Consider the following 21238-nt stretch of genomic DNA (forward strand, 5'->3'; position numbering starts at 1 on the left):
CCCGTACTGGTCTACACCATTGGTCCAGGTCCCGGCCCCATGGGCGGTCCGCGTCGACGAGCAACCGCGGGGAGGCAGGGGGGTTTTGTGGCATCCCTGAGGAGGGTGGCGTGAAGCGCAAGCTGATAGCCGCGATCGGTATCGCGGGCATGATGGTCTCGATCGCGGCGTGCGGGGGCGACAGCGGCGACGACGGCAAGAAGGCCGGGGCGGACGGCTACGCCGGCGAGACGCTCACCGTGTGGGTGATGGACGGGTCTTCGCCGGACCAGTGGCAGAAGGACGTGGCGGCCGCCTTCGAGAAGAAGACGAAGGCGAAGGTCAAGTTCGAGGTCCAGACGTGGAACGGGATTCAGCAGAAGCTGACGACCGCCCTGTCCGAGGAGAACCCGCCGGACGTCTTCGAGATCGGCAACACCCAGACGCCGGCCTACGCGAAGACCGGCGGTCTCGCCGACCTGGCCGACCTGAAGAGCTCGATCGGCACGGACTGGTCCGAGTCCCTGAACGAGTCCGCCGTCTTCGACGGCAAGCAGTACGCCGCCCCGTGGTTCGTGGTCAACCGCGTGGTGGTCTACAACAAGAAGGTCTGGGCGGACGCGGGCATCAAGGAACTGCCCAAGACCCGCGACGAGTTCTACGCCGACCTCAAGACGATCGGTGAGAAGACCGACGCCGAGCCGATCTACCTGCCGGGCCAGAACTGGTACCACTTCGTCGGCCTCGCGATCGGCGAGGGCGCCGAACTGGTCAAGAAGGACGGCGACAAGTACGTCTCCAACCTGGCCGACCCGAAGATCACCGCGGCCATGGAGACCTACAAGAAGTTCCAGTCCCTCTCCGAGGCGCCCAAGGACAAGGACGAGGCCACCCCGCAGCAGGGCGAGGTCTTCGCCAAGGGTGACGTCGGCGCCTTCATCGGCATGGGCTGGGAAGCCGGCATCGCGATCGAGACCAACCCGAAGATCGAGAAGGACATCGGCTACTTCACCATCCCGGGTGAGACGGCCGCCAAGCCCGAGGGTGTCTTCCTCGGCGGCTCCAACCTGGCCGTCGCCGCGGGCAGCAAGAAGCAGGAGCTGGCCAAGGAGTTCCTGAAGGTCACGCTGTCCGACGAGTTCGAGGGCGCGCTGGCCAAGGCCAACGGCGTCATCCCGAACAAGGACTCGCTCCAGACCAACCTGAAGGGCAACGTCGCCGCCGAGGCCGCCGCGCCGGCCGCCGCGGGCGGTGGCACCACGCCGCTGATCCCGGAGTGGGCCGCGGTCGAGAACGCGCCCAACCCGATCAAGACCTACATGACCGCCGTGCTGAACGGCAAGGCCCCCGCCGAGGCGGCCAAGCAGGTCGAGGAAGAGTTCAACAAGCGCCTGTCGCAGCAGCAGTAACACCGGGTGTGCCGGGGCGGAGTGGCCGGACGACGGCTCCCGCCCCGGCGACCGTACGCGGGTCGACGTACACAGGTCGAGAAGAGAGAACGCGAGCATGACCGTGCAGACCGAACGGCCGCCCTCGGGCCCGGCGGACGTCCGCAAGGCGGACGGCGGGGCATCCGGCGGACCGAGAACGAGAGCCGCGTCGCGCGCCGGCGCCCTCGCCCCGTACCTGTTGCTGCTGCCCGCCTGCGCGGCCTCCGTGCTGCTGCTCGGCTGGCCGCTGCTGAAGGACGTCCTGCTGTCGTTCCAGAACCTCAACATGGCGCAGCTGATCCAGCACGTCACCGAGTGGAACGGCGTCGAGAACTACAAGGAGACGCTCACCAGCGAGCAGTTCTGGCGGGTCACGCTCCGCTCGATCCTCTTCACGGCGGCCAACGTCGCCCTGATCATGGTGCTCGGCACCCTGATCGGTCTGCTGCTCGCCCGCCTCGGCAGGCGGATGCGGTTCCTCCTGCTGAGCGGCCTGGTGCTGGCCTGGGCGATGCCGGTGGTGGCCGCCACCACCGTCTACCAGTGGCTGTTCGCCACGCGCTTCGGCGTCGTCAACTGGGTCCTTGACAAGCTCGGCTGGCACTCCATGGCCGACTACAGCTGGACCAGCAGCCAGATGTCGACGTTCTTCGTCGTCACCACGCTGATCGTGTGGATGTCCATCCCGTTCGTCGCCATCAACCTGTACGCGGCGACCACCACCATCCCGGGCGAGCTCTACGAGGCCGCGTCCCTCGACGGCGCCGGCGGCTGGCGGAGCTTCACCACGGTCACCATGCCGTTCCTGCGGCCCTTCCTCTACGCGACGACCTTCCTGGAGATCATCTGGGTCTTCAAGGCGTTCGTGCAGGTCTACACCTTCAACGAGGGCGGCCCGGACCGGCTCACCGAGATCCTGCCCGTCTACGCGTACGTCGAGGGCGTCGGCAACCAGCACTACGGCATGGGCGCGGCGATCGCCGTCCTGACCATCCTGATCCTGCTCGGTCTGACCGCCTACTACCTCAGGATCGTGCTCAAGCAAGAGGAGGACGAGCTGTGAAGCGCTCGCTCTTCGGCCGCCTGTGGCCCAACGCCACGGCCGTCGTCCTGTTCATCGGCTTCGTCTTCCCCGTGTACTGGATGTTCGCCACGGCACTCAAGCCGAGGGGCGACATCCTCGCGGACAACCCGGTCTGGGTCCCGACCGACATCACCTTCGACCACTTCGAGACCGCGACGAGCGCCGACCACTTCTGGACGTACGTCACCAACTCGCTGACCGTGACCATCCTCGCGGTCGTCTTCTCCCTGATCATCGCGCTGGCCGGGTCCTTCGCCCTGGCGCGGATGCGGTTCAAGGGGCGGCGCGGCTTCATCATCGGCTTCATGCTGGCCCAGATGGCGCCCTGGGAAGTCATGATCATCGCGATGTACATGATCGTGCGGGACGCGTCGATGCTCAACAGCCTCGTGCCGCTCACGCTCTTCTACATGATGATGATCCTGCCCTTCACCATCCTGACGCTGCGCGGCTTCGTCGCCGCGGTGCCCAGGGAGCTGGAGGAGTCCGCGATGGTCGACGGCTGCACCCGCGTCCAGGCGTTCCGCCGGGTCATCCTGCCGCTGCTCGCGCCGGGACTCATGTCCACCTCGCTGTTCGGGTTCATCACCGCGTGGAACGAGTTCGCGCTGGTCCTGGTGCTCAACAAGGACACCGAGGCCAAGACGCTGCCGCTGTGGCTGTCCAGCTTCCAGACCCAGTTCGGCGACGACTGGGGTGCGACCATGGCCGCGTCGTCCCTCTTCGCCATCCCGATCCTGATCCTCTTCGTCTTCCTCCAGCGCAAGGCCGTCAGCGGCCTGACCGCCGGCGCCGTGAAGGGATAACGCCACCCGATGACGACCATCGCCAGCGGCACCGACACACTCACCCAGAACGCGCTCACCGTTCTGCAGCCCGGCTTCTCCGGCACCACCGCCCCCGACTGGCTGCTGCGCCGCCTCGGGGAGGGGCTGGCCTCCGTCGCCCTGTTCGGGCGGAACGTCAGGACGCCCGACCAGGTGGCGGCCCTGACCGCACAGCTCCGCGCCGAACGCGAGGACGTGCTGGTCGCCATCGACGAGGAGGGCGGCGACGTCACCCGCCTCGAGGTCCGCACCGGCTCCTCCTTCCCCGGCAACCACGCCCTCGGCGCGGTGGACGACGTGGGCCTCACCCGCGAGGTCGCCGCCGAACTGGGCCGCCGGCTCGCGGACTGCGGCGTCAACTTCAACTGGGCCCCGTCGGCCGACGTGAACTCCAACCCCGACAACCCGGTCATCGGCGTACGCTCCTTCGGCGCCGGCACCGACCTGGTCGCCCGGCACACCGCCGCCTACGTCACCGGCATGCAGTCGGCGGGCGTCGCCACCTGCACCAAGCACTTCCCCGGGCACGGGGACACCGGCATCGACTCCCACCACGCCGTGCCGCGCATCGACGTGGACGCCGCGGTGCTGGCCGAACGCGACCTGGTCCCGTTCCGCGCGGCCATCGCCGCCGGCAGCCGCGCGGTGATGAGCGCCCACATCCTTGCCCCGGCCCTGGACCCGGACCGCCCGGCCACGCTGTCCCGCCGCATCCTGACGGACCTGCTCCGCGGTGAGCTGGGCTACGACGGCCTCATCGTCACCGACGGCATCGAGATGCGGGCCATCTCCGGCACCTACGGCATCGAACGCGGCAGCGCCCTGGCCATCGCGGCGGGCGCCGACGCGATCTGCGTGGGCGGCGGCCTGTGCGACGAGGACACCGTGCGGCGGCTGTCCGACGCCCTGGTCGAGGCCGTCCGCTCGGGCGAGCTGCCCGAGGAGCGGCTGGCCGACGCGGCCGACCGGGTCCGCGCCCTGTCCCGCTGGACCGCGGCGAACCGCCCGGACGCCCGCACGGCCGGTGCCCCCGACGAGGAGGTGGGCCTGCGCGCGGCCCGCCGTGCCCTGCGCGTCACCGCCACCGAGGGCTTCGGCCCGCTCACCGCGCCGCCGTTCGTGGCCGCCTTCACCCCGGTCGCGAACATCGCGGTCGGCGACGAGACCCCCTGGGGCGTCGCCGCCGAACTCCGCCGCCTGCTCCCGGGCACGGAGACCGGCAGCTTCACCGGACCCGACGCCGGGCACGAGGCGCTGGCCGCGGCGGGCACCCGCCGCGTCGTCGCCGTGGTCCGCGACGAGCACCGCCACCCCTGGATGGCGGCGGCCCTCGACACCCTGCTGGCGGCCCGGCCCGACACGGTCGTCGTCGAGATGGGCGTCCCCCGGGCCGAACCCCGCGGCTCCCTCCACCTGGCCACCCACGGCGCGGCCCGCGTCTGCGGCCGGGCGGCGGCGGAGGCCCTGGCGGGCGCCTGACGAAGGCCCGTCACGAGCACGACGAGGGCGCCGGAACCCCGCACGGGTTCCGGCGCCCTCGTCTTCGCGTCTTCGCGTCAGATGCCCTGCCAGTCCGGCTTGTGGGCGTAGGTGTGCCGGAAGTAGTCGGCGAGCTTCAGCTTGGCAGCGGCGGCCTCGTCGACGACGACCGTGGCGTGCGGGTGCAGCTGCAGCGCGGAGGCCGGGCACACGGCCGCGACCGGGCCCTCGACGCTCGCGGCGACCGCGTCCGCCTTGCCCTCACCGGTGGCGAGCAGCACCACGTGCCGCGCCTCCAGGATGGTGCCGATGCCCTGCGTGATCACGTGGTGCGGCACCTGCTCGATGTCACCGTCGAAGAAGCGCGCGTTGTCGACGCGGGTCTGCTCGGTGAGCGTCTTGATCCTGGTCCGGGAGGCCAGCGAGGAGCACGGTTCGTTGAAGCCGATGTGTCCGTCGGTGCCGATGCCCAGCAGCTGGAGGTCGACCCCGCCGGCCCCGCTCAGCGCCCGGTCGTACTCCTCGCCCGCCGCCTGGACGTCCGCGGCCGTGCCGTCGGGGCCCGTGAACGCGTCCATGCCGATCCCGAGCGGTTCGAGCACCTCGCGCCGCAGCACCGAGCGGTACGACTCCGGGTGCTCCGCCGGCAGCCCCACGTACTCGTCGAGCTGGGCGATCCGCGCCCGCGCGGTGTCCACGGCACCCGAGCGCACCTTGGCCGCCAGTGCCTCGTACACGGGCAGCGGCGTGGAACCGGTGGCCACCCCGAGCAGGGCGTCGGGCTTGCACCGGAGCAGCTGCGCCATGGCCTCGGCTATGAGTTCGCCGCCCGCCTTGGCATCGGGAACGATGACAACTTCCACGCTGGCCTGCCGTTTCGAAGAGAGGACTCACCCGGGGTCCGGGACTGGCTATGTGGTTTAGACCAATCTAACAGAGCAGGGCCCCGCGAGCGCGTCGAAACGGTCAGCCGGACGGAGGCGTCACGTCAGGGAACCTCCCGTCGCGTCGACCCAGCTTCCGGTGACCCACCGGCCCCCGTGTGAGGCGAGGAACGCCACCACGTCGGCCACCTCCGACGGCGTCCCCACCCCGCCCAGCGCGGAGAGAGCCGCCGCCCGGTCCCAGCCCTCCGCGCTGCCGTGCAGAAACTCGGCCGTGTTGTCCGTGTCGATGATGCCGGGGGCCACCGAGTTCACCGTGATACCTCGGGCGCCCAGCACCTTGGAGAGGTCGCGCGAGAGCACGTCCAGCGCGCCCTTCGTCATCGCGTAGGCCACGTTGTCCGGCATCACGGCGGTGCGGGCCAGCCCCGAGGAGACGTTGATGACCCTGCCTCCGTCGCGCAGTCGCCCCAGGCCGTGCTTGAGCAGGAAGAACGGCGCCTTCACATTGACCGCGAAGACCGCGTCGTACTCCTCCTCAGCTATCTCCGCGATCGGATGCGTGCTGCCGATCCCCGCGTTGTTCACCAGGATGTCCAGTCCGTCGGCGTGCCGGTCGAACTCCTCCCACAGCGCCTCGGCGGCCCCGGGGGAGCGCAGGTCGGCCCCGACCGTGAACGCCGAGCCGCCCGCCGCCTCGATCGCGGCCGCCGTGTCCTTCGCCGCCCCCTCGTTCCTCCCGTAGTGCACCGCGACCCGGGCGCCGTCACGCCCCAGCCGCTCGGCGATCCCGCGTCCGATGCCCCTGCTCGCTCCCGTGACGAGAGCCGTCCTGCCCGCAAGCGCGCCCATGGCGGCGCCCCCCTTCGCATTTGAATAGCGGTCGCTACAAAAATGACCGTACAGCAGTCCGGCGACATTTCTCTAGTGCTCGCTATAAAATCCACTCCATGGTGAGCAGGGAGCGCGGCGGCGAGAGCGGTGACGGGCAGGGCGAGGGGCCGGGCGGCGAGCGGGGCGGGAAGGGCGTGCGGTCCGGGGCCCCGGCTCGGGCCGCCACCGGCAGGGGCCGCGGACGCCCTCGCTCCTTCGATCGCGCGACGGCCTTGGAGGCGGCCCTCATGACCTTCTGGGAGCGCGGCTACGAGGCCACCTCCGTCTCCGACCTCACGCGGGTCATGGACATCGGCGCCCCGAGCCTCTACAGGGCTTTCGGCGACAAGCGCTCGCTCTTCGAGGAGGTCGTCCAGGAATACGGCGTGCGGTACGGCTCCTTCGGTGACCGCGCGCTCGCCGAGGAGCCGACCGCCCGTGCGGGGATAGAAAGGATGCTGCGCGAGGCCGCCGACGAGTACACGGTCCCCGGCCGGCCGCACGGCTGCCTCGTCGTCCACGCCGCCGCCAACTGCTCGACCCCTGAGGTGGAGGAGTCCCTGCGGGAACGGCGCAACGCCAACATCGCCGCGATCGAGAACCGGATCTCGGCCGACGTGGCCGCGGGCGTACTGCCGCCGGGCACCGACGCCGCCGCCCTGGCCCGGCACGCCGGCGCGATGATCCAGGGCATGTCCCAACAGGCGCGCGACGGCGCGAGCCGGACGGAGCTGGAGGCGCTGGTGGAAATTGCCCTGGCGGTCTGGCCCCGCGGGTGAGCCAACAGGGTTAGGCTGCTGGCGGGTGCGCGGACGCCTGGAAACAGGCGGATCGCGCAAGAACAAACACGGTCCACCGCATGGACACGCTTAGTGGTCTAGTCCAGAATGGTGACGAGACGCTGAGCGTGTCATACACGCGAAGTGATCGTCAGGCTTCCGCCTTCCCCGCACAGGAGGGCGGACCGAGGAACCGGAGCTCTCTGCCCTGACTGCCCCGGCTCCTCATCCTTCGGCCGACCGGGACCGCACACCCCACGGCCGATGTTGCTCCGGGCTGCGGTGCCGGGAGGGTTGAGGGTCCCTCCCAGGCGCCGCGGCCCGCGGGTGTACCGCCAGGTACGCTCAGCCCCGTGCCCTCCATGAACGAACTCGTACGCCAGCACACCGCGCTCGACGACTCCGACCTCGAGTGGCTCCACCTGCTGGTCTCGGAGTGGCAGCTCCTCTCCGACCTCTCCTTCGCCGACCTGGTCCTGTGGGTCCCCACCCTGGACGGCACCCGGTACGTCTCCGTCGCCCAGATGCGGCCCAACACCGGCCCCACCTCCTACCAGGACGACATGGTCGGCCACCTCGTCCCGCGCGGCCGGCGCCCCATGCTGGACGCCGCCCTGGACGAGGGCCGGATCGTGCGCGAGGGCGACCCGGAGTGGCGCGAGGAGGTCCCGGTCCGGGTCGAGTCCATCCCGGTACGCCGTCAGGGGCGCGTCCTGGGCGTCATCGCCCGCAACACCAACCTGCTCACCGTGCGCACCCCGAGCCGCCTGGAACTGACGTACCTGCAGAGCGCCTCGGACCTCGCACAGATGATCGCGGCCGGCGCCTTCCCGTTCGAGAACCAGCAGGTCGACATGGACGCCTCGCCCCGCGTCGGCGACGGCCTGATCCGGCTCGACGCGGACGGCATCGTCCAGTACGCCTCCCCGAACGCGCTGTCGGCCTACCACCGCATGGGTCTCGCAGCCGACCTGGTCGGCCATCACCTGGGCCGGACCACCGCCGAACTCGCCCCGTCCCGCGGGCCGGTGGACGAGGCACTGGCCAAGGTGGCCAGCGGCTGGGCGCCGCGCGAGTTCGAGATCGAGGCGCACGACGGGGTCATCCAGTTCCGGGCCATCCCGCTCAAGCCCAAGGGAACACGCATCGGTTCACTCGTACTGCTGCGCGACGTCACGGAACTGCGCCGCCGCGAACGCGAGTTGATCACCAAGGACGCCACCATCCGGGAGATCCACCACCGGGTGAAGAACAACCTCCAGACGGTGGCCGCCCTGCTGCGCCTGCAGGCCCGGCGCATCGAGTCCGACCGGGGCCGCGAGGCGCTGGAGGAGGCCGTGCGTCGCGTCGGTTCGATCGCGATCGTGCACGAGACGCTGTCCCAGAACCTGGACGAGCGGGTGGAGTTCGACGAGATCGCCGACCGGGTGCTGGCGATGGTGGCGGAGATCTCGCCGGGCAAGGTGACCGGCCGGCGCACCGGACGCTTCGGCATCCTGGACGCCGAGGTCGCGACCCCGCTCTCGATGGTGCTGACCGAGGTGCTGCAGAACGCCCTCGAACACGGCTTCCGGGAGGGCGACACCGGGACGGTCGAGGTCTCCGCGGTCCGCGGCGGTACGACGAAGGAGGCCCGGCTCCGGGTCACCGTCCAGGACGACGGCGTGGGTCTGCCCGCCGACTTCGACCCGCACCGCTCGGGCAACCTCGGCCTGCAGATCGTCCGCACCCTGGTGGAGGGCGAACTGGGCGGCACCTTCGACATGGTCCCGGCCCCGGAGCGCGGCACTCAGGTCATCCTGGACATTCCCGTGCCCGCGGCGAAGTAGCGGCGAAGTAGCACACGGGGGCGCCGGGTCCTCGGACAGCAAAAAGCCCCGGACCGGTGAAGGTCCGAGGCCAGTGCTCGTGCGATCGCATCGGGGGTACTGCGCGCTGCGGCTCGGGAGCGGGGGATGCGTACTCGCTGTACGCGCCGCCAAGCTCAGGCAGGGTGGCTGTGTCAGGCAGATGCCTGACGGGCCCGGTTGCGGGCGGCACGGCGCTTCATCGCGCGGCGCTCGTCCTCGCTGAGACCACCCCAGACGCCGGAGTCCTGACCGGACTCGAGCGCCCACTGCAGGCACTGCTCCATGACAGGGCAGCGACGGCAGACGGCCTTGGCTTCCTCGATCTGCAGCAGCGCGGGACCGGTGTTGCCGATGGGGAAGAAGAGCTCGGGGTCTTCCTCGCGGCAAACGGCGCGGTGACGCCAGTCCATGGCTGCTACCTCTCCTTGGTATTACATGCGGGTTGCTTGTGAATGTGAACGCTTTCACGAATCCCTCAACAAGGGAAGGGCCGACAGCCAGGTTCCCTGGCGTGGTCCTGTGGTTTGAAGAGGGGTTCCGGTGATCTGTGGAGGCCGGTCTTGCGGGCCGTCCCGATCGCCAAGAAGAGACTCGCAAACCTCGGCGGCGGATACAACCCCTTCCGGAAAGTTTTTTTTGATTCTTCGGTGTCGACTAGGTCACAGCCGTACTTCCATGGGGTGGACCCTGGTCTAAACGTTCGAGTGAAAGGACTTTCGCCCCTTCTGCTCACACAATCACACGCAGTGCACGACGTACGCCTGTGAACGTCACGCTGGTTCGCAGCCCCAGGTGGTCACCGTCCATCTGGAGGGGGAGTGGCACCTTCGAATGCAAGGTGAAGTCGGTCAAGTCATGCAGGGAGACCGCGTGCCGGCCCCGGGGTCCGCGCTCCGGGGACGAAGTGAGCAACTGGGTGCCATACCGGGCGACAGCGGCCGTCGACAGGCGGCTGAGACCGAACACGTCGAGCGCGGTGTCGAACGAGGCTTTAGGTGACGCGTAGATCGGGCGATTGCCGAGAAACGTCCAGGGGCAGGTGTTCGAGACTATGGACAGCACCAGATCGGTGACCGGGTCCTCGCCCGCCCGCTCCAGGGTGATCGTCCCGCTGCGGCGGTGCGGCTCGCCGACGAGCGCGCGCATCACCTGGCGGACGTAGAGGGCGTGTGTCGACTTCTTGCCGCGCTCACGGTGCTGCTCGACGCGGCCGACCACGCCGGCGTCGAAGCCCAGTCCGGCGTTGAAGGTGAACCACCGGGACGGGACCGCCTCGTCCTCCGACCCCGGCGTCCCCGAGGCCAGGCCGAGCCCGACGGTCCGCTCGCTGCCCTCGCGCAGGGCGTCCAGCAGTGCGCCGGTGGCCTCCACCGGTTGGTTGGGCAGGCCGAGGGCGCGGGCGAAGACGTTGGTGGAGCCGCCGGGGACCACCGCGAGGCCGGGCAGGTGCTCCGGATCGGGGCCCGCGTGCAGCAGACCGTTGACGACCTCGTTCACCGTGCCGTCGCCGCCGAGGGCCACCACCAGCTCGATGTCGTCACTCTGCGCGGCGTGCCGGCCGAGGTCGCGCGCGTGCCCGCGGTACTCGGTGGTGACGGCCTCCAGCTTCATCTCGCTCGCGAGCGCGTGGATCAGCACGTCGCGCGTACGCGCACTCGTGGTGGTTGCCGCCGGGTTGACCACGAGAAGTGCACGCATGGTTTGCAGGGTACCTACTGGGTGGTACTCGGCCCAGACCGAGGTGAAGATCGCCGCGGTGGAACCGCGCACGTGATAGGGCGGACACCCTCGTGGACGCCGGTGCGCGGAGGGCTACCCTTCAGGGGTGAGCAGTGAGCCGAACCCCGTTTCCGAAGCCGCCGAAGAGGCGGGCCCCCGTCCCGGCCGGCTGACCGCCGCGGCCGCGCTCGCCGCACTGGAGGGACTGGCGCTCGTCGTGGGCGGCGCCTGGATGCTCGTCGGGGGGCTGACCGGCCACCCCGACGACAGGACCTCCGCGATCACCGGTGGCATCACCCTGATCGTCCTCGCCCTGCTGCCGCTGCTCGCCGCGCGCGGGCTGCTCGGCCGGCGGGGCTGGAGCCGGGGGCCCGCCGTGATCACGCAGATCATGGCGCTGCCCGTGGCCTACAACCTGCTGACGACGAACGGTCCGGCCATTCCGGCGGGCATCGTGCTCGCCGTGGTCTCCGTCACGGCGCTGGTGCTGCTCGTCAACCCGGAGACCACCCAGGCCCTCGGCATCCGGGGCCCCGGCAACGCCGAGAAGTAGGCGGGCGGCCGCCGCCCGCCGGCGCGGGCGGGGCGGCTACTCCTCGACCAGCAGCTTCTCCCGCAGCTGCGCCAGGGTGCGGGCCAGCAGCCGCGAGACGTGCATCTGCGAGATGCCGACCTCCTGCGCGATCTGCGACTGGGTCATGTTGCCGAAGAAGCGCAGCAGCAGGATCCGCTTCTCGCGCGGCGGGAGGTCCTCCAGCAGCGGCTTGAGCGACTCCCGGTACTCGACGCCCTCCAGGGCCTCGTCCTCGGCGCCGAGGGTGTCCGCGACCGCCGGGGACTCGTCGTCGGTGTCCGGCACGTCGAGGGAGAGCGTGGAGTAGGCGTTGGCCGACTCCAGGCCCTCCAGGACCTCCTCCTCGGAGATCGCGAGCTTCTGCGCCAGCTCGTGCACCGTGGGGGAGCGCCCGTGCAGCTGGGAGAGTTCCGCGGTGGCCGTGGTCAGGGCCAGCCGCAGCTCCTGGAGCCGGCGCGGGACGCGGACCGCCCAGCCCTTGTCCCGGAAGTGCCGCTTGATCTCGCCGACCACCGTCGGAGTCGCGTACGTGGAGAACTCCACCCCGCGGTCCGGGTCGAAACGGTCGACCGACTTGATCAGTCCGATGGTGGCGACCTGGGTCAGGTCGTCCAGGGGCTCGCCGCGGTTGCGGAAGCGGCGCGCGAGGTGCTCGACGAGCGGCAGGTGCATGCGGACCAGCCGGTTGCGCAGCTCCGCGTAGGCGGGGCTGTCCTTCTCCAGGGTGCGCAGCTCCGCGAACAGGAGGCGCGCCCCGCTGCGGTCCTGCGGGTCGTGCCGTGTGCCCTGCGTGCCCCGGGCACCCGGCGCGTCGTCCTCGGAGTGTCGCTCGTGCTCGCTCATCGTCCCGCCCGTTGCCCTTTCCCGAGCCTTCTCCTCCGCTCGGACGGGCCGGACGGGGGTGTCCCCGGTCCGCTGCCCGTCGCCCGGAACGACGGCCTCGGGTGAGGTCTCGTCCTCCGGATGCGGCCGGGCCTGCTCGGGGATGCCGTCGATGCCGTCCGCCGTGCGCCGGGCCTCGTTCGGAGAACGCTCGCCCTCGGCCGGCCGCTCCCGTGTGCCGCGCTCGTCGTCCCGCACCGGCCCGTCCCCGTCCCCGTTTCCGTCCCTCACGTCGGCCCGGGTCCCGCGCCGCGCTGTTTGTAGAGGCTGATCGAAACGGTTTTGTCCTCGTCCACGGCGGAGGAGACCTTCCCCGCGAGGGCGGACAGCACCGTCCAGGCGAAGGTGTCCCGCGAAGGGGCGTGGCCGTCCGTGGTCGGCGCCGAGACGGTGACTTCGAGCGAGTCGTCGACGAGGCGGAAGACACAGCTGAGCACCGAGCCGGGCACGGCCTGCTGGAGCAGGATCGCGCAGGCCTCGTCGACTGCGATGCGCAGGTCCTCGATCTCGTCGAGGGTGAAGTCCAAACGGGCTGCGAGGCCGGCCGTCGCCGTACGCAGCACCGACAGGTAGGCACCCGCGGCCGGCAGCCGGACTTCGACGAAGTCCTGGGTCGCGGGCTCGCCTGCGATCTGGGACACCCTCACCTCCAAGGTGGTACAAGCGTTACAGGGCCAGGGGGTCGCCCTCGGGGTAACGCGATACGTGGTTCAGCGGTGACGTTATCGCGCTCCGAACTTTCCTGTCCCCGAGACCCCAACCCCATGCTGTCACTCATAGTAAACACACGAACACGCACAGTGGCTAGGGGTTCGGCGGCCCAAATCGGAAGAGCGCGCGCCGGGTTGACGTACCCAGGCGTCAGACGGTCGAACCGTACCGGGCCGAGGTCACACGAGGACGTGGTCGACGAAGCACCAGCGCCAGTTCTCCCCGGGCTCGAAGGTGCGCATGACCGGGTGGCCGGTCTCCTTGTGGTGCGTCGTCGCGTGCTGCCCCGGTGAGGAGTCGCAGCAGCCGACATGACCGCAGTCGAGGCACAGCCGCAGCTGCACCGGGTCCGTGCCCTCGGCCAGACACTCCGGACAGGTCTCACCGCGCGGCTCCGGTTCCGGGTGCGGCAGCGCGTCGGCGTGCGTGCACTGTTTCATGATTGCCAGGTTACGACGGGTGTGCGGATCACCGCGCGGAAGAAGAGGGCGGGCGAGGACATGGACGTGATGCCGCTGCTGTTGCTGGTGGCGGGCAGTGCCGCGGTCGCCGCCGCGGGGCGGCGGGTACCGGTACCGGTGCCGCTGCTGCTGGTGGCGGTGGGCCTGGCGGTGAGCTACGTCCCGGGCGTGCCCGACTACACCCTCGACCCGCACATCGTCCTGCCCCTGCTGCTGCCCCCGCTGCTCTATACGGCGGCCACCGACAGCTCCTACCTGGACCTGCGGGCTCAGGTGCGGCCGGTGGCGCTGCTGTCCGTGGGCTACGTCCTCTTCGCGACCTTCGTCGTCGGCTGCGCCGCGTACCTGATCGTGCCGGGTCTGCCGCTGACGGCGGCCCTGGTGCTCGGTGCGGTGGTCGCGCCGCCGGACGCCGTCGCCGCCACGGCCGTCGCGCGCCGCGTGGGGCTGCCCTCCCGGATCACCACGATCCTCCAGGGCGAGTCCCTGGTGAACGACGCCACCGCGATCACCGCCTTCAGGGTGGCGCTCGCGGCGGCGGTCGGCGAGGGCGCCACGTGGGCCGGCGGGATCCTGGAGTTCGTGATCGCGGCGATCGGCGGCGTCGGCGTGGGGCTGGTGCTGATGGTGCCGCTGCACTGGCTGCGCACCCATCTGCGGGAGGCGCTGCTGCAGAACACGCTCTCCCTGCTGATCCCGTTCGTCGCCTACGCGGTCGCCGAGCAGGTGCACGCCTCCGGGGTGCTCGCGGTGGTCGTCGTCGCGCTCTATCTCGGCCACCGCGCGTGGGAGGTCGACTTCGCCACCCGGCTCCAGGAGGAGGCGGTGTGGAAGATGGTCGCGTTCGTGCTGGAGTCTGCCGTGTTCGCCCTGATCGGACTCCAGCTGCCCGTCGTCCTCAAGGGGCTCGGTGAGTACGAGGGCGCCGAAGCCGCCTGGTACGCCGTCGCCCTCTTCCTGGTGGTCGCGGTGGCGAGGTTCGTGTGGGTGTATCCGGCGACCTTCCTGCCGCGCCTGTCGGCACGCGTACGCGCGCGGGAGGGCGACCTCTCCTGGAAGGGGCCTTTCATCATCGGCTGGGCGGGGATGCGGGGCGTGGTCTCGCTGGCCATCGCCTTCTCCATCCCGCTCACCGTGCACGACGGCGATCCCTTCCCCGAGCGCAACCTCATCCTTTTCCTCACCTTCACCACCGTCATCGGCACGCTCGTCGTCCAGGGCGTCACCCTGCCGCCGCTGATCCGCCTGCTGAAGTTCCCCGCCCGCGACGTGCAGACCGAGACGCTCGCCGAGGCCAACGCCCAGGCGCAGGCCTCCCGGGCGGCCGAGCGGCGCCTGGACGAGCTGCTCGCCGACGAGCGCAACGCCCTGCCGGGCCCGCTCGCCGAGCGCCTGCGCACGGTCCTGGAACGCCGCCGCAACGCCGTCTGGGAGCGGCTCGGGCAGGTCAACCCGGTCACCGGCGAGAGCGTCGACGACACCTACCGGCGGCTGTCCCGGGAGATGATCAGCGCCGAGCGCGACGTCTTCGTCCGGCTGCGCGACGGCCGTTACATCGACGACGAGATGCTGCGGACGCTGCTGCGGCGCCTCGACCTGGAGGAGGCGGCGGCCTACCGGGAGGCCACGTGAGCGGGGCGCGCCTGGGAGGGGCGGCCGCGGTCAGGGGAACGGGCGGCCGGTGACGACCGCGGCCAGGGTGGTCCCGCGCGGGAAGGCGCCCTCCCGGGCGAGTGCGAGCAGGGCGTGCAGCAGCTTGGCGACGTACACGCGCTCCACGGGGAGGCCGTGGCGGTGCTCGAAGTCGTCGGCGAAGGCGTCGAGCTCCGGCGTCGTGCGCGCGTAGCCGCCGCAGTGGAAGCGGTCGTCGAGGCTCCAGTCGCCGCGCGGTCCGCCGAACGCACGGTCCTGGAGCCGCCGTATGTCGTCGGCCAGGAAGCCGCCCTTGAGCACGGGTATCCCCAGCGTCCGGCGGCCCCGGGGCAGTCCCGCGGCCAGACCGGCGAGCGTGCCACCGGTGCCGCAGGCGACGGCGGCCACGTCGGCGTGTCCGCCCAGTTCCTCGCCGAGAGCCCGGCAGCCGCGGACGGCCGACGCGTTGCTGCCGCCCTCGGGGACGACGACCGCGTCCTCGGCGGCCAGCGCGCGCAGCAGCGCGGCCAGGGTCTCCGGCTCGCTCTTGCGGCGGTACGTCGAGCGGTCGACGAAGTGCAGCCGCATGCCGTCGGCCGCGCACCGGGCCAGGGAGGGGTTGAGCGGCCGCCCGGCCAGTTCCTGACCACGCACCACGCCCACCGTCCGCAGGCCGAGCAGTCGGCCGGCGGCGGCCGTGGCGCGCAGGTGGTTGGAGTAGGCGCCGCCGAACGTGACGACGGTGCGGCCCCGCGCGGTGGCGAGATTCGGTGCCAGTTTGCGCCACTTGTTGCCGACCAGGTCGGGGTGGATCAGGTCGTCCCGCTTCAGCAGCAGCCGGACGCCGTGCCGCTCGAACCGCCCGTCGACGATCTCCTGGCAGGGTGACGGCAGGCGGGGGCCGAGGGCGGCGAGGTCGGAGGTGTCGGTGCCGGTCACCGGGCCATTCTCACGCCGCGGCGCGGGCGCGTCACGTCAGCCGGTCCCGGATCCGCCCCCGCATGGACGCCATGGTGAACCCGCGCGGGTCCACCTTCCCGGGCTGCCACTCCAGGTGCCCGATCACGGACCGTTCGTTCCACCCGTGATGGCGGCAGACCGCGGCGGTGGCCCGCTCGATCGCCTCCAGCTGCGCCGCCGGCCAGGGGTCGTCGCCGTCGCCCAGGTTCTCGCACTCGAACCCGTAGAAGTGCCGGTTGCCGTCGGTGTTCGCCTCGTTGTCCTTCGGCAGCGCCCGCTCGGCGATCACCGCGCGCAGGACGTCGTCGTCGCCGAGCCCGGCGTGGTTGGCCCTGCCGTACCCGACCAGATGGACCCGGCCGTCCTTCGTGATGACCCCGTGGCACAGGGGGCCGGGCAGGCCCTCGTAGCCCCTGCGGCAGATGTCCACCGTCCGCGCGCTGCCCTTCGTGACCGTGTGGTGGATCATCACACCGTTCACGGGCCCCCAAGGACCCTTGTGGTTGCGGTTGTGGTCGCGCCAGTCGCCGACCTCGACGACGGTGAGCCCCTCCGCCTTCAGTGCCTTGAGGAAGCTGCTCGCGGACATGGGTGAGGCCACGGCCGACTCCTTCACGCTGTGTGACGACCGCCTGGGCGCGACCGTCTCGTACCGTGCTTGTACCGAAACGGAGCTCCCGCTATTACTTGTCCGGCGCGCGTACGAGCGTTTTCGGCCAATCTCGTCCCGGCCCATCGCGTTGAACAGGGCCGGACAAGACGCCGAGACGGCGAACAAGCTCCCATATCTGCCCCGGCTTCCGGTGATCCATTCCCGCTCTTTCGTGTAATAGCACCGGCACGCTCCGTGAGGAAGGCTGGTCCACGCACATCGATGCCGGGCGCAGCCGTCCGGCACGACCGGGAGGGCAATTCCTTATGTCGGTAGGCGAAGAGGTCCGCACCGAGCAGACCAGGCCGCAGCAGAGCCTCGGCACGGCGGCCGCGCGGAACCTGGCCACCACGACCAAGTCCGTTCCTCAGATGCAGGAGATCAGCTCACGCTGGCTGCTGCGCTCGCTTCCCTGGGTGGACATCCAGGGCGGCACGTACCGGGTGAACCGGCGTCTGACCTTCGCCGTCGGCGACGGCCGCGTGACGTTCGTGAAGACCGGCGACCGCGTCGAGGTCGTCCCCGCGGAGCTGGGCGAGCTGCCGGCGCTGCGGTCGTACGAGGACGACGAGGTCCTGTCGGAGCTCGCGCAGCGCTGCGAGCAGCGGGAGTTCGGCCCCGGCGAGGTCATCGCCTCGTTCGGCGGCCGGGCCGACGAGGTGTACCTGCTGGCGCACGGCAAGGTCGAGAAGATCGGCACCGGTCCCTACGGCGACGACGCGGTGCTCGGTGTCCTCGCCGACGGCGCCTACTTCGGCGACCAGGCGCTGCTCGACGGGGACGCCATCTGGGAGTACACGGCCCGCGCGGTCACCGTCTGCACCGTGCTCGTGCTGCCCCGCCAGGAGGTGGACCAGGTCGCGGAGCGCGCGGAGTCCCTGAGCGCGCACCTGGAGGAGCAGCGCTCGCTCCCGGAGCAGAACACCAACAAGCACGGCGAGAAGGCGATCGACCTCTCCGCCGGTCACAGCGGTGAGCCGGACATCCCGCACACCTTCGTCGACTACGAGGCCCGGCCCCGTGAGTACGAACTGAGCGTCGCCCAGACCGTGCTGCGCATCCACTCGCGCGTGGCCGACCTGTACAACCAGCCGATGAACCAGACCGAGCAGCAGATCCGGCTGACGGTCGAGGCGCTGAAGGAGCGGCAGGAGCACGAGCTGGTCAACAACCGCGAGTTCGGCCTGCTGCACAACTGCGAGTACGACCAGCGGATCCAGCCGCACGACGGCGTGCCGGGACCGGACGACCTGGACGAGCTGCTCAGCCGCCGCAGGGGCACCAAGCTGCTGCTCGCCCACCCGCGTGCGATCGCCGCGATCGGCCGGGAGCTCAACCGGCGCGGACTGGTCCCCGAGACGATCGACGTCGCCGGCAACCGCATCCCGACCTGGCGCGGGGTGCCGATCTACCCGTGCAACAAGATCCCGGTCACCGAGGCCCGTACGACCTCGATCATCGCGATGCGTACCGGTGAGCAGGAGCAGGGCGTCATCGGGCTGCGGGCCACCGGCATCCCCGACGAGATCGAGCCGAGTGTGTCGGTGCGCTTCATGGGCATCAATGAGCAGGCCGTCATCAAGTACCTGGTCACGGCCTATCACTCGGCCGCGGTCCTGGTGCCGGACGCGCTGGGCGTCCTGGAGAACGTCGAGATCGGCCGCTGGCAGTGACGCCAGTCCGCCCGACGCCGTGTCCCCGCCCTCCCGGGCGGGTACACCCCGGGGGTACGGGAGCGGGCCCATGGGGGAGGTGAGTCCATGACGGAGACCGGGTGCGGCGCCACCGCGACCCGCGGTCCCACCGGAGCGCCGGAGAGGCACGGGCCCATCGGCACACAGCGCGCGGACGAGCCGGGAACCCCGGTCGACGGACCCGGGCCGCCGGTGTCCGAGGGGCAGGAGGCGGCGGCGCTCCTGCGCGAGTCCCGGGCGTCGGTCGACCCCGAACTCCGCTCCGCCATCGCCGCACTGCCCCCGATGATGCGCCGCGTCGCGCTCTACCACTTCGGCTGGCAGCACGCGGACGGCACGCCCGCGGAGGGCAACGCGGGCAAGGCGATCCGCCCCGCACTCGTCCTCACCGCGGCCGCCGCGCTCGGCGGGCCCGCGGCCCGTGCGGCGGCGGTCCGGGCCGCTGCCGCGGTGGAGCTGATCCACAACTTCACACTGCTGCACGACGACGTGATGGACCGGGACACCACCCGGCGCCACCGGCCCACCGCCTGGACCGTGTTCGGCGACGCCGACGCGATCCTCACGGGGGACGCCGTTCAGGCGCTCGGCCTGCGGCTGCTCGCCGCGGACCCGCATCCGGCGTCCGCGGCGGCGGCCATCCGGCTGGCCGACTGCGTCATGGAACTGTGCGAGGGCCAGCACACGGACACGGCGATGGAGCGGCGCGCGCCCCACGAGGTCACCCTCGACGAGACGCTCGCCATGGCCGAGGCCAAGACGGGCGCCCTGCTGGGATGCGCCTGCGCGCTCGGCGGGCTGTACGCCGGTGCCGCCGACGAGGACGTCGAGGCGCTGGACGCCTTCGGCCGGCAGGCCGGGCTGGCCTTCCAGCTCATCGACGACGTCATCGGCATATGGGGCGACCCGCGCCGCACCGGCAAGCCGGCCGGTGCGGACCTGGCCGTCCGCAAGAAGTCGCTGCCGGTGGTCGCCGCCCTCACCTCCGGCACCCCGGTCGCCGCCGAACTCGCCGCGCTGTACGCGGCACCGTACGACGAGGACAAGGAGGACCTGGAGCGCACCGCCCTGGCCGTGGAGCGGGCCGGCGGCCGGGACTGGGCGCAGGCCCAGGCGGCCGACCGGATGGCACGGGCGATGCAGGAACTGGCCCGTGCCGTGCCGGACCCGGAGTCGGCGGGCGGACTGCTCGCGCTCGCCGAGTTCGTGACCCGGCGCACCACCTGACGGCCGCTCGCCGCACCACCCCGGCCGCCCAGGCCGGCCGCAAGACCCCGGAGCTCGTGCAGGGCCGTACGGCACCTGACCCGACGTACGGCCGCACCGCCGACGGCTCCGGTCCGGCGGGTCCCGCACTTCCCCACGGTGTGCGGGGCCCGCCCCTTTCCCTGTCCGGCCGGCGCGTGCGGCTTCCCGGATAGGCTCAACCTCCGTACACACGAGCGACGTTGAGCCGAAGGGGCGGGGCGGGTTATGGGTGTGGTGATCCGGACGGCGGGGGAGGGCGACCGGGAGCGGGTCGTCCGGCTGCTGGACGAGGCCTTCCAGGACGATCCGGTCAGCGGTTGGGTCTTTCCCGGCGCGGAGTACCGCCGGCTGACCCATCACCGGCTCATGGCGGCCTTCACCGACGCCGTGCTCGCCGACGGGCGCATCGATCTCACCGAGGACGGTGCGGCCTGCGCGCTGTGGCTGCCCGTACCCGCGGACGAACCGGCCGGGGACGGACAGGCCGCCGAGGAACTCGCCGAGGACATCCCCGTCCTGGTGCGCGAGGCCGTCGACCCGGACAACGAGCGCGTCGAGTTGATAGCCCGGCTGACCGAGGGCATCCACCCCACCGGCCGGGCCCACGAGTACCTGTGGATGATCGGCGTGGCCCCCGGACGGCAGGGCGAAGGGCTGGGCACCGCGCTGATGGCGTCGGTCCTCGACCGCTGCGACAGCGAGGGAACGCCCGCCTACCTGGAGGCGAGCAGCGCCCGCGGCCGGGTGCTGTACGAGCGCCTGGGCTTCGAGTTCACCGGACAGGCCCTCCAACTGCCGGACGGCCCCATGATGTGGCCGATGTGGCGCGAGCCGCGGGGCGAATAGTCAGGAGACCATACAACTACATTCGGAGTACTGTGAGCGTAGTGGTCAAGGGGTGGCCAAGGGGTGACCCAGAAGAAGGAGACCGGTTTGCGCAAGCTCACGTACTTCATCGCCTGTTCGATCGACGGCTTCATCGGCGGCCCGGACGGCGACGCGTCGTTCATGTACCCGTTCGTGGACGAGGAGTTCTTCGCGTTCCTGAAGGCGGAGTACCCGGAGACGGTGCCGACCTTCGGCCGGCGGCAGCGCGGCATCGACGACCTGCCGAACAAGCGGTTCGACACGGTCGTCCAGGGCCGGGGCAGCTACGACCTGGCGCTGAAGGAGGGCATCACCAGCCCCTACGCACACATGCGCGAGATCGTCGCCTCGCGCACGCTCACGGAGTCGCCCGACCCCAACGTCGAGATCGTCGCGACGGACCTGGTCGGCAGGGTCCGCGAACTGAAGGCGGAGGAGAGCGACTTCGACATCTACCTGTGCGGCGGGGCGGCCGTCGCCGGGGAGCTGGCCGACGAGGTCGACGAGCTGGTCATCAAGACGTACCCGGTGGTGCTGGGCACCGGCATGCCGATGTTCGCCTCGGGCTTCGAGGTCTCCGAGTTCGTGACGGGGCCGGTGCGCACCTTCGGCAACGGCGTCGTGGTGCGGACCTACGACCGGAAGCGCTGAGC

21 protein-coding genes are annotated in these 21238 nt (G+C 71.0%); 12 read left to right on the top strand and 9 right to left on the bottom strand.

Annotation, left to right across the window (positions count from 1 at the left end; genetic code table 11):
• Positions 1-110 precede the first annotated feature (110 nt).
• The 4 genes from ACFC1X_RS25745 (at position 111) to ACFC1X_RS25760 (ending at position 4799) form a co-directional block, all read left to right on the top strand.
• Positions 111-1388: an extracellular solute-binding protein gene (locus ACFC1X_RS25745; protein ID WP_376357377.1), complete on the top strand. Its 1278-nt coding sequence runs from the start codon at positions 111-113 to the stop codon at positions 1386-1388.
• A gap of 97 nt (positions 1389-1485) precedes the next feature.
• A complete protein-coding gene (locus tag ACFC1X_RS25750; protein WP_376357379.1) occupies positions 1486-2472 on the top strand; it encodes a carbohydrate ABC transporter permease in 987 nt (328 codons plus the stop codon).
• Entirely contained in the window at positions 2469-3299 is an 831-nt protein-coding gene (locus tag ACFC1X_RS25755) for a carbohydrate ABC transporter permease (protein WP_376357381.1), read from the top strand. The genes ACFC1X_RS25750 and ACFC1X_RS25755 overlap by 4 nt, the downstream gene beginning before the upstream one ends.
• Positions 3300-3308: 9 nt before the next feature.
• The gene (locus ACFC1X_RS25760) at positions 3309-4799 is read left to right on the top strand and encodes a glycoside hydrolase family 3 protein (protein ID WP_376357383.1); all 1491 of its coding nucleotides are present in this window, start codon (positions 3309-3311) and stop codon (positions 4797-4799) included.
• A gap of 77 nt (positions 4800-4876) precedes the next feature.
• On the opposite strand, the gene nagB is transcribed toward ACFC1X_RS25760, so the two are convergent.
• Together nagB and ACFC1X_RS25770 are read right to left on the bottom strand one after the other, a co-directional pair.
• The gene (nagB, locus tag ACFC1X_RS25765; protein ID WP_376357385.1) at positions 4877-5662 is read right to left on the bottom strand and encodes a glucosamine-6-phosphate deaminase; all 786 of its coding nucleotides are present in this window, start codon (positions 5660-5662) and stop codon (positions 4877-4879) included.
• A 120-nt stretch (positions 5663-5782) separates the two neighbouring features.
• The gene (locus tag ACFC1X_RS25770) at positions 5783-6535 is read right to left on the bottom strand and encodes an SDR family oxidoreductase (RefSeq protein ID WP_376357387.1); all 753 of its coding nucleotides are present in this window, start codon (positions 6533-6535) and stop codon (positions 5783-5785) included.
• Positions 6536-6633: 98 nt separating this feature from the next.
• Here ACFC1X_RS25770 and ACFC1X_RS25775 point away from each other — a divergent pair, with 98 nt between their 5' ends.
• Complete coding sequence (locus tag ACFC1X_RS25775; protein ID WP_376357388.1) at positions 6634-7335, top strand: TetR/AcrR family transcriptional regulator; 702 nt, start codon at positions 6634-6636, stop codon at positions 7333-7335.
• A gap of 362 nt (positions 7336-7697) precedes the next feature.
• Entirely contained in the window at positions 7698-9164 is a 1467-nt protein-coding gene (locus ACFC1X_RS25780; RefSeq protein ID WP_376357548.1) for a sensor histidine kinase, read from the top strand.
• Between the two features lie 173 nt (positions 9165-9337).
• Here ACFC1X_RS25780 and ACFC1X_RS25785 read toward each other — a convergent pair whose 3' ends face one another.
• Together ACFC1X_RS25785 and ACFC1X_RS25790 are read right to left on the bottom strand one after the other, a co-directional pair.
• Positions 9338-9595 (bottom strand): WhiB family transcriptional regulator, encoded by a 258-nt coding sequence (locus tag ACFC1X_RS25785; protein WP_003973730.1) that lies wholly within the window; start codon positions 9593-9595, stop codon positions 9338-9340.
• Positions 9596-9914: 319 nt separating this feature from the next.
• Complete coding sequence (locus tag ACFC1X_RS25790; protein WP_376357390.1) at positions 9915-10883, bottom strand: diacylglycerol/lipid kinase family protein; 969 nt, start codon at positions 10881-10883, stop codon at positions 9915-9917.
• Positions 10884-11010: 127 nt separating this feature from the next.
• Here ACFC1X_RS25790 and ACFC1X_RS25795 point away from each other — a divergent pair, with 127 nt between their 5' ends.
• Positions 11011-11457 (top strand): hypothetical protein, encoded by a 447-nt coding sequence (locus ACFC1X_RS25795; RefSeq protein ID WP_376357392.1) that lies wholly within the window; start codon positions 11011-11013, stop codon positions 11455-11457.
• Between the two features lie 36 nt (positions 11458-11493).
• On the opposite strand, the gene ACFC1X_RS25800 is transcribed toward ACFC1X_RS25795, so the two are convergent.
• From ACFC1X_RS25800 to ACFC1X_RS25810, 3 genes are all read right to left on the bottom strand, one after another.
• Positions 11494-12558: an RNA polymerase sigma factor SigF gene (locus tag ACFC1X_RS25800; RefSeq protein WP_161329975.1), complete on the bottom strand. Its 1065-nt coding sequence runs from the start codon at positions 12556-12558 to the stop codon at positions 11494-11496.
• A gap of 29 nt (positions 12559-12587) precedes the next feature.
• Complete coding sequence (locus ACFC1X_RS25805; RefSeq protein WP_003973726.1) at positions 12588-13001, bottom strand: anti-sigma regulatory factor; 414 nt, start codon at positions 12999-13001, stop codon at positions 12588-12590.
• A 249-nt stretch (positions 13002-13250) separates the two neighbouring features.
• Entirely contained in the window at positions 13251-13511 is a 261-nt protein-coding gene (locus ACFC1X_RS25810) for a UBP-type zinc finger domain-containing protein (RefSeq protein WP_122616162.1), read from the bottom strand.
• A gap of 60 nt (positions 13512-13571) precedes the next feature.
• On the opposite strand from ACFC1X_RS25810, the gene ACFC1X_RS25815 reads away from it, so the two are divergent.
• The gene (locus ACFC1X_RS25815) at positions 13572-15164 is read left to right on the top strand and encodes a Na+/H+ antiporter (protein ID WP_376357550.1); all 1593 of its coding nucleotides are present in this window, start codon (positions 13572-13574) and stop codon (positions 15162-15164) included.
• 30 nt (positions 15165-15194) lie between these two features.
• Here ACFC1X_RS25815 and ACFC1X_RS25820 read toward each other — a convergent pair whose 3' ends face one another.
• A complete protein-coding gene (locus ACFC1X_RS25820; protein WP_376357394.1) occupies positions 15195-16103 on the bottom strand; it encodes a 1-aminocyclopropane-1-carboxylate deaminase/D-cysteine desulfhydrase in 909 nt (302 codons plus the stop codon).
• A 31-nt stretch (positions 16104-16134) separates the two neighbouring features.
• Positions 16135-16713, bottom strand: a complete 579-nt coding sequence (locus tag ACFC1X_RS25825) for an N-acetylmuramoyl-L-alanine amidase (RefSeq protein ID WP_376357552.1) — start codon at positions 16711-16713, stop codon at positions 16135-16137.
• 329 nt (positions 16714-17042) lie between these two features.
• Between ACFC1X_RS25825 and ACFC1X_RS25830 the strand changes: the two genes are divergently transcribed.
• The 4 genes from ACFC1X_RS25830 (at position 17043) to ACFC1X_RS25845 (ending at position 21236) form a co-directional block, all read left to right on the top strand.
• Positions 17043-18449, top strand: a complete 1407-nt coding sequence (locus ACFC1X_RS25830; RefSeq protein WP_376357396.1) for a family 2B encapsulin nanocompartment shell protein — start codon at positions 17043-17045, stop codon at positions 18447-18449.
• Between the two features lie 87 nt (positions 18450-18536).
• Positions 18537-19697 (top strand): family 2 encapsulin nanocompartment cargo protein polyprenyl transferase, encoded by a 1161-nt coding sequence (locus ACFC1X_RS25835; protein ID WP_376357398.1) that lies wholly within the window; start codon positions 18537-18539, stop codon positions 19695-19697.
• Positions 19698-19943: 246 nt separating this feature from the next.
• Positions 19944-20564, top strand: coding sequence for a GNAT family N-acetyltransferase (locus ACFC1X_RS25840; RefSeq protein ID WP_376357400.1), 621 nt, complete (start codon positions 19944-19946; stop codon positions 20562-20564).
• An 87-nt stretch (positions 20565-20651) separates the two neighbouring features.
• Positions 20652-21236: a dihydrofolate reductase family protein gene (locus ACFC1X_RS25845; RefSeq protein WP_376357554.1), complete on the top strand. Its 585-nt coding sequence runs from the start codon at positions 20652-20654 to the stop codon at positions 21234-21236.
• Positions 21237-21238 lie beyond the last annotated feature (2 nt).

This window comes from Streptomyces sp. NPDC056128 (assembly GCF_042263835.1).
Lineage (GTDB): Bacteria > Actinomycetota > Actinomycetes > Streptomycetales > Streptomycetaceae > Streptomyces.